The organism is Borborobacter arsenicus, assembly GCF_003934165.1.
GTDB lineage: Bacteria > Pseudomonadota > Alphaproteobacteria > Rhizobiales > Rhizobiaceae > Pseudaminobacter > Pseudaminobacter arsenicus.
The window spans coordinates 1-12,719 of sequence record NZ_RKST01000055.1; the positions used below are offsets into that span (position 1 = coordinate 1).

Genomic DNA, 12,719 nt, shown 5'->3' on the forward strand with positions numbered 1-12,719 from the left:
TTATCTGAACAGTCAAGCTGTCTCAGCGGACTTTCATCAGCCGAAACCAGCCGATCTGGCGGCGTTGCGCGGTTTTAGAACGGGTGAGACACTCGGGAGTATCTGGAGGGCTGCTCTTCGCATTGCGGTTCGTGGTTTTTACGACTGCTCAGCGAACCGAATGCGACTGGTGAAGGGATTTCTTTCGTGCAGACTGCTCCGCGGCCGTACCGGTCGACCACCTCACTTACGCTCAAAGCATCTCGCCGATATCTGACGCGCCGCTGGGATATGCGAACATGGTGGTCTTCAACTGCTCTGCCGTCAGCCCTTGCCTGATCGCCAGTGCAAAGATGTTGATCACTTCGTCAGCGTGCGGACCGACAAGATGGGCGCCGAGGATGCGGTCAGTGTCCGCGTCGACCAACGTTTTGAAGCCATACACCGTCTCGGCCTGCTGGCGTGCGGTGAACCAGCCGTCCACGCGCTCGGTCTTTACGCGAACGTTCAGGCCTTTCTCACGCGCCTTGGCTTCGCTCATGCCGACGGCTGCGATCGGCGGGATGGTGAAGGCGACACTCGGAACGCCTGTGTATTCAGGCCTGACCGTGTTGCCGTTGAGCAGGTTCGCCGAGACTACCTTCGCGTCATGGCTTGATACCGGAGTGAGCGGCGGTCCTAGGCCGGCGGCATCACCTGCTGCGTAGACCGCGGGGTTGGAGACGCTTTGCAAAAATCCGTTCAACGCCAGCCGCCCGTTATGGTGCTTTACGCTCCCGGCATCGAGATCGAGCGTCGCGAGCGCCGGCGCCCGACCCGCGGCATGGACGACCAGATCTGCGTCCATATCGAGTTCGCCGTCAGGACAGTCCGCCCGGACGCGATAGCCGTCTGATACCTTCTCAATGGCGGTCACCCCTGCCTGTGTGCGGACATTGATGCCGCGCTCGCTGAACTTGTCCATCAGCCAGCCGACGAGATCGGGGTCGAATTGCTTGAGCATTCGCTTCCCGTGCTGAAGAATTGTGACCTGTGCTCCGGCGCGCGCCGCGATGTGCGAAAACTCGGCCGCGATATAACCGCCGCCGACAAGGACGATGCGTTCAGGCAGGCTCTCCAGTTCCAGGAAGCCTTCATTGGTGATCAGGTGCTGCTCGCCCGGAATGCCGAGCGGCACGGCCTCGGCGCCGGCGGCGATCACGATACGGTCCGCCTCGATCCTCTCTCCTCCGAACTCGAGCGCATTCGGGCCGATAAAGCGAACGTGACCGTGGAAGGCGTGAATCCCTTTGTCGGCAAAGGCTTTCTCACGCTTCTGCGGTACCGGATCGGTGAAGCTGCGCTTGAAGGCCATCAGTCCCGTCCAATCGAGCGTCGCGTCCCCTTCGATTCCACGTCCGCTCATGCGCCAGGCGTGATCAGCCGCCTCGGCGCCGCCGACCATCATCTTCTTCGGATCGCAACCGCGCAAGGCGCAGGTGCCCCCGAAGGGCCGGAAGTCCGCGACGGCGACGCTCCAGCCAGCCGCACGAACCCTGTGTGCTGTTACGATCGCAGCCGTTCCCGTGCCGATGATCGCAAGGTCATATCTCTTCGCCACTAGATCTCCTCCAACATTGTCACGTTCGACATCCGAGCCTTCACGGCTCAGCCGGCGCAGCATGAGAGCTTCGCCACGTCCTTGTCGAAGGCAAGAGCCGCGAGCTTCAGGCCCTCAACGGTGGTGAGATACGGAAAGAGCGTATCCGCGAGGTCGTCGACGGTGAGGCCGTGCCGGATTGCCAGGGCCGCCGTCTGGATGCTGTCGGCTCCCTCCGGTGCGAGGATATGCGCCCCGAGCAGCCGGCCGCTGCCAGCGTCGGCGACGAGCTTGATGAGCCCGCGTGTGTCTCGGGCGGCAATCGCGCGCGGCACCTGGTCGAGACCGATCGTGGAGACACGGACGGCGTGGCCGGCGGTCCGCGCAGCCGCCTCTGTCAGCCCGACGCTCGCCACCTGCGGATCGGTGAAGACGATGGCCGGCATGGCACTGTTGTCGTAGCGCAGGCTGTCGCCGTTGAGGGCGTTCTTCGCCGCGAGCTTGGCACCGTAGGCGGCCATGTAGACGAACTGATCGTGACCGGTGACGTCGCCGGCAGCGTACACGCCCGATCTTGTCGTGCGCATGCGGTCATCGACGAAGATGCCGCCCTTCGGCGAGAGAGCGATCCCATGCTCGGCGAGCCCGAGACCTTCGATATTGGGCGCGCGGCCCGTCGCCACGAGCACCTGATCGGCGTCGATCGTGACGTCCTTGCCGTCGCGATGGACAGTGAGTGCAACACCGTCCGCGGTCTTGCGGATCGTCCGGTACGTGATGCCGGAAATCACCGCGATGCTCTCGTCCATGAAATACCCCGTCAGCGCCGTGCCGATTTCGGGTTCGGCCTCCGGAAGGAGACGCGAGCGGCACACCAGCGTCACCTCGACGCCGGCGCGGGCGAACATCTGGGCGAGTTCGGCCCCGATATAGCCGCCGCCGATCACGAGCAGAGATCGGGGCAGCGCCTCGAGATCAAGCGCCGTCGTGCTCGTCAGGTATGGCACGGTCTCGATGCCGGGGATGACAGGGACGGCCGGTCGCGCGCCGGTCGCGATGATGATCTTGCCGGCTGAGACAAACGTGCCGTCCACCTGGACGCCGCCGTCCACGATGCGCGCCGGCCCTTCGCGATAGGCGATGCCGTTGTAAGCCGGGAGCAGGTCGGCGTACTTGGCCTGACGTAGCTCCGAAACCAGCGCGTCCTTCTGACGGACGGTTCCGCCCCAGTCGGTCAGTTCGGCCTCGGCCGTGATGCCGGCGAAACGTGCCGCGGCTCGGGCATTGTGGAGCGTCTCGGCGGCGCGGATCAGCGTCTTCGACGGCACGCAACCGATATTGACGCAGGTGCCGCCGATGGTGCCGCTGCCGATGAGGGCCACCTGGGCGCCCTGATCGGCTGCCGTGATCGCGGCCGAGAAGCCGGCCGAGCCGGCGCCGATGATGGCAAGGTCGTAGGAACCATTGTTGCGGCCATTCGTGCCAAGGCGCCGATGCGTCACGGGCCTGTCCGGCGATGCCGTATCGCCCGACGATTGAGGCTCACCTTGTGTCTCGGCCGCGTTGTTGCCGTGGCCGGCGATTGTGCCGATTCCGGCAAGGCTGGGCCCGAAGATCGCCCGACCTGCTTCGAGAGCTTCCTCGATCGACAGCCGGAATCCCGGCTCGTCTGCAGGACGCTGCCGGCGCCACGCGGCGAGGTGATCGTCGGAACAGAAGAAGGATGTTGCAGTGCACAGCGAGTTCGCAGCGCATCCGCCTTCGTAATGGACGCTGAGCCATACGACGGCCGTCGTCGGCTCAACGTCGGCCAGAGCCCGGCCCCGTTCCTGCGTGGTGATCCGGACCGGCGCGCCGCAGTGGCGGCAGCGCGAGACGATCGAGATGTCTTGGTCGGTCATAGCGCCGATGCCGAGCGCGTCGACCGCGCACATCGCAGTAAGAGTGCGTCCGTCCAGTGTGACCCGGTGGCCGGTGTCGCGGTCGGTGAAGGGATACGCGCCGACAATCATGTCGCCATCGAGTACGACGAGGTCGCGACGGCGGAGCTCTTCGAGCAGCGCACGGACGGCTTCCTCGCTCAGCCCCGCACGCTTGGCAAGCGCGCTTGGGGTCGGGGCTCGCCCGTGTTCGGCGTAGAGCTGTAGCAACGCAACGCGCACGCGATCCGTGGCCGCCTCGTAGCCGCTCCAGCGGTTGAGCACATGGTCGGAGCCGACCATGGCCAGCAGGGCCTCCTTCACCACGGGTGACGAAACCACCGACCAGTCCGGAAACGTCACACCCGGCCGCACGGCCAAGCTCGGCACCGTTGCGGATGTAGAAACCGTCGCCTTGTCGCGGGACGCGGAGGATGTGCAGCAATCGTTCATGGCTTCAGGCCTTCATTCAGAATCTTCGTGTTGGAACAGACGACCTTTGCACGGCGATGATGGATGCCGCAGGCGACAAGCCCGAGGCCCGCGGCGATCAGGGAAAGCACGACCAGACCCGAACCCGTCAACCACGCGCCGAGGCCGGCCAGCGGCGGGGGCACGGCAAGGAGTGGCGCCGCGCAGCAGATCGCAACGACAATGGCGCCTGCGGCGCCGGTGCGGATCAGGGCGCGGTCATGCATGTCAACTGCCTTGCTCCTGCGTCGGGCGGGCCGGATAGCCGGCATTCATGCTGGCGGCCGCGATGGCATCCGGGGTCGTCTGCGCGTCGTCGAAGGTCACGGTCGCGGTCTTGGCTTCGAACGAGACGGCCACCGTCGAGACCCCGGGGACCGCCGCCATCGAGGTCTTCACGATGTAGGGGCAGGAGGCGCAGGTCATGTTGTCGATGGCGAAGGTGACTGTGCGTTCGGTAGCGAACACGGCAGGCGCGGTCATCACCGACATGATCAAAGCAAGAGCACTCAAACTCTTCTTCATGGGACGGGTCTCCTCTTGGTGTCAGGCGGAAAGCAGCAGCGGGGCGACGTAGTCGAATGCGAAGGCGGCCGCGACGAGCACCGTCGCAAACCAGAGCGCGATCTGGACAATGCGGCTGGGGATCGGGCGCGCGCAGGCAGCATCCTCGGCGCAGGCCCGCCTCGGCTTCCAGTAGACGAGATAGAAGCCGTAGCCGAGAACGCCCGTCGTCCCGGCGACGAAGAGCGGCTTGTAGGGCGCGAGCGCCGTCAGATTGCCGATCCAGGCGCCACCAATGCCTAGGCTAAACAGGATGAGCGGGACGATGCAGCACGAGGAGGCGGCAAGCGCGCCGAGAATGCCGCCGACGGCGACCAGGCGCTGCCGTCCGACTTCGGCTCGGTCCGACGCGAGCACGTCGGTCGTGGCGGACGTCATGCCCGCCGTGCTGGGTCGCGATATATCCATGTCCGATCTCGCTTTCCTTGCCGAAATCCTCATTGCGCAGTACCATGCGGTCTGTAGCAACTACAGGGTCAAGAGGGATTTTTGCGATGCGCGATCACGCTGGCGTGAAGGGCCTGCAGCGGGCTGAGCTCGCCCGGCGGACGGGCAGCAATCTGGAGACTGTGCGCTACTACGAGAAGGTCGGGCTCCTGCCCGAGCCACCGCGCACGGCGGCCGGCTACCGCAGCTACGACACGACGCACGAGCGGCGCCTTCGCTTTGTGCTGCGGGCACGCGAGCTCGGCTTCTCACTCGACGAAATCCGCGAGCTGTTGCGCCTGGTCGACGAACGCGACCAGCCCTGCGCCGAGGCAAGCGCGGTCGCCGCCGCGCATCTCGACGATGTGCGGGCGAAGATCGCTGACCTGAAGCGCATGGAGCGGGTGCTCAAGGACGTCGTCGCGCAATGCGCCGACGGCACGCGGCCGGAATGTCCGCTGATTGAGGCGCTGTTCCGGGAGCGAACTGTCAACTGATCGGGTCGAGGAGCGCCTATGCGGCGCCCCTGACGTCGTTCCGGCAAGCGTTGCCCTGCTGGGCGTGCAGCCAGTCGGCGATCTGCTGCGCCTTGGCTGCGGCGGTGAAGATCGCGCGCTTGTCGGAGCGAAGCACCTCGAGCCAGGAGGCGATATAGCTGGCGTGGTCGGGCCGCGGCTCGACGCTGAGATGGAGGTCGGCGCAGATCATGGCGCTCAGGAGCTCGACCGTGCATTCCTCCATAGCATAGGCGGCCGAGCCGAACCGTCCGGAGAGATCACGGTCGAGGCGATGCCTGGCGCCGGAGGCGTGCCCGCATTCGTGGAGCAGCACGGCGTAATAGGCTGCGGCATCGCGGAAGCAGGCGAAGTCGGGCATCTGCACGTGGTCGGTGGATGGGCGGTAACAGGCCTGCGATCCGCCGTGGCGGATGTCGATGCCGAGCGCTGCGCAGAACCGTTCGGCCCGCTCGATGCGCTCGGCCTCGGGTAGCACCGGTATCTCGGGCGGCGTGTAGCCGTCGACCTGCGCGCAGTTGAAGACCGTGTAGCCGCGGGCGAACATGCGCCGGGCGGGCTCGTCGCGATCCTCGTCGCCGTCCTGTACGTCTGCCTTGCCGTGGCGATCGACGGTCTTCCAGAACACGACGAGGTGCCCGCGCTCGCCCTTGCGGACCTGGGCGCCGAGCGCCTGCCACTGGCGATAGGTGCCCCAGATGCCGGCGGGAAAGCCGGCGGCGTGCGCGGCGGCCCAGAGTGCGATGACGTTGACGCCACGATAGGCCTTGCGCGAGGCGACGTTGACGGGCGTAGTGATGGCCGATCCGTCGTGGTGCCAGGGCATCCGGTACTGGTCGGCGCCGGCCTCGATGGCGGCGATGATCTGGCTGGTGACACGCTCGTAGATGTCGTTCCGGGGCTGGGGTGTGCGATCGGTGGTCATGGCTGCCTCCTGTGTTCGCCCTCTCCGTCGAGGGCGAGGCGGCAGGGGCAGACGCGGGAAGCCGGGCCGTCACACCCTGTTCTCGGTGCTGGTGCGGAACAGGGTTGATGGGCCGGCAGCGTCTGCCACAACCCGAGCCCTGCCTCGACGGGCGAGCACGGGAGGCAGCCATGACCGGCGAGCGGCGCCTGGACCGGTCAGGATGAAGCGCGGCTGTCAGCCGGTGCCGTCCAGAGGCGGACGCCGCAACGGGACGACCCTGGCGTCCACGGATCGAGACAGCTCCGCTCGCAGACCTTCGATGACGGCATCTCGCTCGGCGAGCTGCAACGTCAGCATCTGGATGTGCTGCGCGAGCGTCCGGGTGAGCGCCCGCAGCTCCGCCATCTCGGCACCACGCACGGCGCGTAGTTCCGCTTCCAGAGCATGGATGCGTTCCTTGAGGGCCCTGGGCGACGATCGCCGCAGGCGGGCTTCGGCCGCGCGGAGCTCGGCGAGAAGATCGCCGGCCCGGTTCGCCGTCGCTCGGCTGACGCCGGCCTCGCGCGCCAGGTTGGCGACGGTCAGCGCCCCGTCGGTGCGTTCAGGGCGGCCGTCGAGCAACCGCTTCATGGCAGCCCTTAGCGCCGCTTGGCTCTTCGGCCCGAGCGCGGTCATGCGTCACCGTCCATGAGAGGCGCGATCAGCCGGCACTTGCGCTCGTTGTCCCGCAGGATCGCCGTGCGCTGCAGCGGCGATAGACGCCGGTCGGCCAGAAGCGCTTCGCCCTCGACGATCGAGGCCTGCCACGGTTCGCGGTGCCGGGCGGTCAGGCAGGCGTTCGGGCACCGGTCGGGGCTGCAGCGCGATAGGGCCGGCGCCGTCCGCTCGGCATCTGGCGCGCCGGTGAGGCAGAGCGCGGTCGCTGCATCGAACAGGCAGTCGTTGAGGAAACCGACATGCAGGGTCCGCCCGAGATGGGCAACCATGGTGCGCAGCCGCTTGCGGTCCAAGATCCGGCCGGGAAGATCGCCAAGTTCCTCCTGCACGCGGCCGAACTCGCGTCGCAGTCGCGCAGCACCCGGTCCCGCCGGGCCTTCACGGCGAAGATAGGCCTCGTAATGGGCGACAATGTCGTCGAGCTGGCCGAGTGCACGTTCGCGCTCGATCGCCAAGCGGAAGTCGGCCTGCGCCGATCCGGCATAGCCTTCGAACATGGCGACCGAGGCGTGCTTGTACTGGATCTTGCCGGCGACCGTGCCGAACGGCCGGTTGGCGATGTACCAGGCGATCGTGCGTCGGAGCTGCCGGGTCGTAAACTTCCAAGGCTCGTCGCCGATGCGCGGAATCGCCGGCGCGGCCTCCGAGCGCGTGTCGAGGCCCTCGCGGAAAAGGTTGAGTGTCGGCGTTGCACCCATCCCGAGATGATCGTTGCTCCAGGGCCAGTCCTTCAGCGCCACCCACAAGGATGACAGTTCCTTCTCTCGGCGATTGCGTGCCGAGAGAACCTCCATCACCGCGACGGCGCGAGCGACGGGCTCGATCGTGATCCAGTCGGCCGTGACGCCGCGCGCGCCATGGCGCTTGTACACCGTGCTGCGCAGCCGGTACCGCTCGACCAGGCCGTCGGCGCTGCGCACCGGCGACACGCAACCCGGCTGCATCGCCTGCACCTCGCTGTCGCGCATGCCGGTGAGGTAGGCGCAGACGAGATAGCAGGCGCCCTGCAACATCCGTTCTTCGCGGGCGAGGCTGAGGCCGTCGAAGCGCTCGCGCCATGGCAGTCCGGTGTCCGGATCGATCGAGATCGGCGTATCTAGCCCGCCGATCTCGGTTCCGAGCTCGGCGGCTGCCTTCTCGATCAGTCGTGCAGTCGGCTCGGACTGGCTGATGCGGCCGCTCTGCGGAGCGCCGGCGTGAAGGCGCATCAGATGGAGATTGTAGGGCGGGGTCTCTTCGCCGGTGAGCGGGTCGATGCGGCGGGCCACATTGGGCGCGTGCTCCCAGATCGGCACGCCTCGGCCCATGGCCCGGCGCACGTCGAGCCACTTGGCCACGCGGGCGCGATAGTTCTTGGCCACGGCCCGTCCGGCCCGCGCGTCCCGCGCCATCAATCGGGCGCAGCGGGCTTCGAGAGCGTCAAGCTCGGCCCGCGCCGCGAGGATATCGGGCGCATAGACCTCGACATACTTGAGCGCCCAGCGCAGCATGGCGCCGATGACCGGCTCGGGAATGCGCGGCGTGGCGTTCTCGGCGGGCGCTGGCGGCCGGCCGGCAACGCGGTGCGCCGCACGTCCACGCCACGGCAGGAAACCGATGCCGCCGCCGGTTAGCCATGGCGCCAGGTGATGCAGGTCGATCGGCACCTCGACATACTTCACCGTCTCGTGAGGCGTTCGCCGTCCGCCGTCACGGGCATACGCCAGATAGGCGTCGAGCAGCGCCTGATCGATCCGGCTGAGATCGACGGCGCCAGTCCTTGCGCGGAGGAACGCGGCGAAATGCTGGATGTAGCGCAGCAGGCGGATCGCCGAGGTCGCGCCGCAGGGCGCCCGATATCCCGGCACATGGATGCGCAGGCGGGCGATCACGTACTCCTTCGCCAGCCGCCGCGTGACGGGATCGGCGATGCGGGCGAGGTTCAGCCGGTAATTGCTGTAGCGGGCGTTCACCCGGAAAATGGCGGCGCCCAGGTCCCAAAGATCGTCACCGAAGCGCGGAAGTCGCGTGCGGTCGGCATCGTCCCTGACCGCCACGCCGGCAAGCACGGGCTCGTCGTTGCCATAAATGGCCGAAGGCAGCGACGCGTGCTGCGGCAGCTTGATCGGTGCCGGCATCATGGCGCTCTCGCTTCGGGCGGCAGGTAGAGGAGCGCGGGGTCCGATGACCCAATCCGACGGGCTTCCTCGATCTCGGCGTCGGCGAACCGGGGCAGAATCTGTTCGGCGATGCGTCCGTGAACCCGGCCGAACTTGGCGATCCAGTCGGCTTCGCTCAGCACCTGCCGCTGCGCCCGGATGAAGTTGAGGAAGGCCAGGAGCGCGGGCACCTTGCGGGCGGTGACCACGGCATTGCTGCATTCGAGACACCCCCAGAAGGGGGACGGACAGGCCTCTCCCTCCGAGCCGAACGGGCTGTTGTAGAAGCCGCCGCAACTGGCGAGCCAGACGTCCTGCTCGCCGCCGAACAGCGCCTTGACCGCGGCGGCGCCGACAACGGGAAGGCCGGTCGCCTTGTCGGGATCGGTCTGGACGGCCGCTTCCTCCTCCGACGACAGGACACAGGGGGGGAACGCGGCGTCGAGCGCATCGGTCATGGCGTCGGCAATTGTCGCCTCGTGCAGATGACGAAGCGCGGGAATGTCGGCGTAGTGGTCGGCCGCGACCGCGACAGTGTGGCCGACGGCGAAGCGGTCGAGCTGGCCGCCCGTGCGCCGGTACCATGCCGCCTTATGCGTCTTGCGCAGGCGCGTCAGATTGAGGCGAAGGCGTTGGCCCCGCTCATCAAGGATGCCGTGCCGGCGCGTCCATGAAGCCGCGAGCTCCTTCATGCTGAGCACCCGAGGGGTCAGGCGGCCCCAGGCACAGTGCGCCCAGAGCGTGTCGGCGCCGAGCCGGCTTCTCGCCGGACCGGTCCACTGCAGCGCCTTGCGGATCAAGCCGCCCGGCGTCGAGGAACCGCCGTCGCGCACACGCAGCCGCTTCCACTCGGCGCCGCGCGCCCGACGCTTGCAATACTCGATCTCGACATAGCCGCCCGCCGGGTTCTTCAGGCAGTCCGCTCGCAAGCCCTTGATCGCTTCGATCTCCATGCCGGTGTCGAGCGAGATAAGCACGATGAGCGGCACGAGATCGGCGGCGATGAGATGCCGGCGGCCATGCAGATCGTGGATCAGGCGATCGTTCGGCAGGCCACTCTCGCGGCGGAGCGTGTAGAGTCGCTTGAAGAGAGGGTGCCTGTGCCCGATGACGCCTTCCGCGTCGATCACTTCCATTACCTGTTTGTGGGTTGCTGCCAGCGCCTTGCTCCGATCGGAATCCTCGACCGCCGGAATACGATCGGCCTCGCCCAAGCGGCGGATGATGGCGGCGAGATCGGTGCGCGCCGCCTTCCGCAATGCCGCGGCGACATCATCGCCATAGGCATCGCGCGGCCTGGCGCGCACGCCGGGCCGATCGCTCGTGTACATCAGCCGGCGTGAGGCATCGGGCGGCAGGTGGCTGGGCTCCGCGGCCTCGGCAAGCCGCAGCAGGTTGAGCACCTTGCTCATGCGGTGCAGGCGGTGATTGGGATGCAGGCCGCTCCCCTCCATCCAGGAATCGAAGCCGTCGATGCAGACGGCACTGACGTCGGAGAGACGGGCGACGTGCGATCCGGCGGAATCGAGATAGCGCCAAAATGTCTTGAGCGCATTGGCATAGGCGTAGGCCGTCGAGATCGAGCCGGCCGGACCACCGACCTGGCAGGCGCGCCAGAGCGCGCCGGCAAAGGTCCGCGCCAATGCCTTGCGGCCGGCGAGCATCGTCAGGTCGATCGTCTTGCTGCGATCCGCCAGCGTGACGGTAAAGCGCAGCGATGCGATCGCAGCGGCGGCCTCGCCCTCGGGATCGGGCAGCGCCTCGGGAAAGAGGGCGCGGCGACCCGGCCGCCGCACCGATGGAGCCGCCGCGGCGGTCATGCCGCGCCGCCAGCCGTGTCTTCGGCCCAGCGATCCGCGGCGGCCTCGACCAGCTCCTGCGCCTCGGCGAGGCTGTCGAGATAGATGTAGGTGCTGGTGATACTCGCATGCCCCAGCAGGTGCTGGAGCTTCTGCAGAGGATCGCCGAGAATCCGCCGATAGGCTGCGCCGTGCTGGTCCTGCGGATCGAACACGGATCCGATCTGCTCGCGGATCAGCATGGAGAGCATGTTGACGGCGAAGGTGTGCCGCAGCGTGTGTGGCGTCACCTCGACCTCGATGCCGAAACGGCGGCAGCGGGTGCAGGCCCGCCGAAAGGCAGCTTCCCAAGTCGCCGAGGGCACGGGCTTGCCGCCTTCAGTCAGCCAGAGCAAGGCATGCTGCGCCTGGCCGGGCGTGCCGACCAGCACGCGGCGGCGTTCGCCCAGCGTCAGACGGTCGAGCCGGACACGCTTGCCCGCCGCGTCTGTTGCCTTCCCGTCCTCCAGCATCAGCCAGAGCGGATCGGACACCGAAGGCTCTGAGCGCGCGGCAGAGACCGTGCGCTCGAGATCGACATAGTCGCCGATCAATCTCAGTACCCGGCGGGGAACGCGGATGCGCCGTGGTCGTCCGCCCTTGGCGATCGGACCGGGGAGATCGAACGGCACCGAGCGCGATTCGGGATCGGTCAGGCGCGGCAGCTCACTCAGCAGCAGACTGCCGGCCTCTGTCAGCCGCAGGCCGGTCGTGACGAGAAGCTCGGCAAACAACGCATTGCGCTCGCCGTTGCGGCCGCGCCACGTCGCGTCCTCCGAGCCGTCGGGAAGCCGGCCGCGCAATCCCACCTCGCGGAACAGCAGGTAGCGGCCAAGATCGATGTAACGGGTATCGTGGCGCCGCGCGGCGCGCTCGCGGGCACGGTTCGTCGTCACAGCGAGCACTGCGCGGCTACCGCCGGCCCTGCGAAGGGTGGCGCCGTAGCTGAAGGGCGAGATCGCAATGATTCCTTCCTCGACAGCCCAGCGATAGAGCTTGTCGAGCGCGGCAACGCTCCGGTTCCAGCTCGCAGCCGAGATGCGGTAGGGAGCTGCCGACAGCCGACGCGCCCGGTGAAAGGCCAGGACATCGTCGCGGCCGGCCTGCCAGACCGTCTTGCCGCCGCGCCGTTCGACAAGAAAGCGCGCCCAGACGAGAATGTCGCGGGCGTAGGAGCGCCACGTGTTCGGCGATCGCGCTCCCATAGCAGGACAGGCACGAAAGAACCGGTTGAGAGCGAGATCGTAGCTGCCGTCATCCATCAGGATGAACGGCATGCCGTGAATCAGCCCGGTGCGCTCGACCGCGTCGAGCGCACCGGGCGCGAGGCTCACTGCAAGGTCATCAAGGAAAAGCGGACGCGAAATAGTGTCAAGATCGGTAAAATACAAATGCACGCACGATACCCAAGCGGAGCGCCTTCGGCGCAACTTCATTGTTTAGAATGCGAGGGGTTCCCCTCGCGCTCTCCCGCTCGCCGCGTGGCAGGGGTGCAGGACTTAGCCTGCACCCCATGAACAGCTTGTCGTGCCGCCGCCGCGTCAAGCGTTGTCCTCGCTACGCTGCGGGAACGCTTGACCCGGACGTCTGAAGAGCTTCACCGGAGCCGTGGTGAGGCGCCTCCAATGCATGATTCTGAGACAGGATCACAGAGTCAGGATAAGGC

11 protein-coding genes are annotated in these 12,719 nt (G+C 67.1%); 1 reads left to right on the forward strand and 10 read right to left on the reverse strand.

Going from position 1 to position 12,719, the window contains the following annotated elements:
* Window positions 1-232 precede the first annotated feature (232 nt).
* The 5 genes from EET67_RS24300 to EET67_RS24320 are packed head-to-tail and all read right to left on the reverse strand — an operon-like array spanning window position 233 to window position 4,920.
* Entirely contained in the window at window positions 233-1,642 is a 1,410-nt protein-coding gene (locus EET67_RS24300; protein WP_246670937.1) for a dihydrolipoyl dehydrogenase family protein, read from the reverse strand.
* The gene (merBA, locus tag EET67_RS24305) at window positions 1,627-3,930 is read right to left on the reverse strand and encodes a bifunctional organomercurial lyase/mercury(II) reductase MerBA (protein ID WP_012112815.1); all 2,304 of its coding nucleotides are present in this window, start codon (window positions 3,928-3,930) and stop codon (window positions 1,627-1,629) included. The genes EET67_RS24300 and merBA overlap by 16 nt, the downstream gene beginning before the upstream one ends.
* On the reverse strand, window positions 3,927-4,175 hold the full coding sequence (locus EET67_RS24310) for a hypothetical protein (RefSeq protein WP_036742955.1): 249 nt from the start codon (window positions 4,173-4,175) through the stop codon (window positions 3,927-3,929). The genes merBA and EET67_RS24310 overlap by 4 nt, the downstream gene beginning before the upstream one ends.
* A gap of 1 nt (window position 4,176) precedes the next feature.
* Window positions 4,177-4,473: a heavy-metal-associated domain-containing protein gene (locus EET67_RS24315; RefSeq protein ID WP_012112816.1), complete on the reverse strand. Its 297-nt coding sequence runs from the start codon at window positions 4,471-4,473 to the stop codon at window positions 4,177-4,179.
* A 21-nt stretch (window positions 4,474-4,494) separates the two neighbouring features.
* The gene (locus tag EET67_RS24320) at window positions 4,495-4,920 is read right to left on the reverse strand and encodes a mercuric transporter MerT family protein (RefSeq protein ID WP_039194744.1); all 426 of its coding nucleotides are present in this window, start codon (window positions 4,918-4,920) and stop codon (window positions 4,495-4,497) included.
* Between the two features lie 86 nt (window positions 4,921-5,006).
* On the opposite strand from EET67_RS24320, the gene EET67_RS24325 reads away from it, so the two are divergent.
* The gene (locus tag EET67_RS24325) at window positions 5,007-5,435 is read left to right on the forward strand and encodes a MerR family transcriptional regulator (RefSeq protein WP_012112818.1); all 429 of its coding nucleotides are present in this window, start codon (window positions 5,007-5,009) and stop codon (window positions 5,433-5,435) included.
* 16 nt (window positions 5,436-5,451) lie between these two features.
* On the opposite strand, the gene EET67_RS24330 is transcribed toward EET67_RS24325, so the two are convergent.
* The 5 genes from EET67_RS24330 to EET67_RS24350 all read right to left on the reverse strand — a co-directional run bounded on the left by EET67_RS24330 (window position 5,452) and on the right by EET67_RS24350 (window position 12,387).
* The gene (locus EET67_RS24330; RefSeq protein WP_012112819.1) at window positions 5,452-6,378 is read right to left on the reverse strand and encodes an ArdC family protein; all 927 of its coding nucleotides are present in this window, start codon (window positions 6,376-6,378) and stop codon (window positions 5,452-5,454) included.
* 216 nt (window positions 6,379-6,594) lie between these two features.
* Entirely contained in the window at window positions 6,595-7,035 is a 441-nt protein-coding gene (locus tag EET67_RS24335; RefSeq protein WP_012112820.1) for a hypothetical protein, read from the reverse strand.
* Window positions 7,032-9,197, reverse strand: a complete 2,166-nt coding sequence (locus tag EET67_RS24340) for a hypothetical protein (RefSeq protein ID WP_012112821.1) — start codon at window positions 9,195-9,197, stop codon at window positions 7,032-7,034. The genes EET67_RS24335 and EET67_RS24340 overlap by 4 nt, the downstream gene beginning before the upstream one ends.
* Complete coding sequence (locus tag EET67_RS24345; RefSeq protein WP_012112822.1) at window positions 9,194-11,035, reverse strand: hypothetical protein; 1,842 nt, start codon at window positions 11,033-11,035, stop codon at window positions 9,194-9,196. The genes EET67_RS24340 and EET67_RS24345 overlap by 4 nt, the downstream gene beginning before the upstream one ends.
* Window positions 11,032-12,387, reverse strand: coding sequence for a tyrosine-type recombinase/integrase (locus tag EET67_RS24350; protein ID WP_245283067.1), 1,356 nt, complete (start codon window positions 12,385-12,387; stop codon window positions 11,032-11,034). Before EET67_RS24350 ends, EET67_RS24345 begins: the two co-directional genes overlap by 4 nt.
* Window positions 12,388-12,719: the final 332 nt, after the last annotated feature.

Coding starts and splice junctions, on each gene's coding strand:
- merBA (WP_012112815.1), bottom strand. CDS start 3,930: ATGAACGATTGCTGCACATCCTCCGCGTCCCGCGACAAGGCGACGGTT.
- EET67_RS24330 (WP_012112819.1), bottom strand. CDS start 6,378: ATGACCACCGATCGCACACCCCAGCCCCGGAACGACATCTACGAGCGT.
- EET67_RS24320 (WP_039194744.1), bottom strand. CDS start 4,920: ATGGATATATCGCGACCCAGCACGGCGGGCATGACGTCCGCCACGACC.
- EET67_RS24335 (WP_012112820.1), bottom strand. CDS start 7,035: ATGACCGCGCTCGGGCCGAAGAGCCAAGCGGCGCTAAGGGCTGCCATG.
- EET67_RS24325 (WP_012112818.1), top strand. CDS start 5,007: ATGCGCGATCACGCTGGCGTGAAGGGCCTGCAGCGGGCTGAGCTCGCC.
- EET67_RS24345 (WP_012112822.1), bottom strand. CDS start 11,035: ATGACCGCCGCGGCGGCTCCATCGGTGCGGCGGCCGGGTCGCCGCGCC.
- EET67_RS24315 (WP_012112816.1), bottom strand. CDS start 4,473: ATGAAGAAGAGTTTGAGTGCTCTTGCTTTGATCATGTCGGTGATGACC.
- EET67_RS24300 (WP_246670937.1), bottom strand. CDS start 1,642: ATGCTGCGCCGGCTGAGCCGTGAAGGCTCGGATGTCGAACGTGACAAT.
- EET67_RS24340 (WP_012112821.1), bottom strand. CDS start 9,197: ATGATGCCGGCACCGATCAAGCTGCCGCAGCACGCGTCGCTGCCTTCG.
- EET67_RS24310 (WP_036742955.1), bottom strand. CDS start 4,175: ATGCATGACCGCGCCCTGATCCGCACCGGCGCCGCAGGCGCCATTGTC.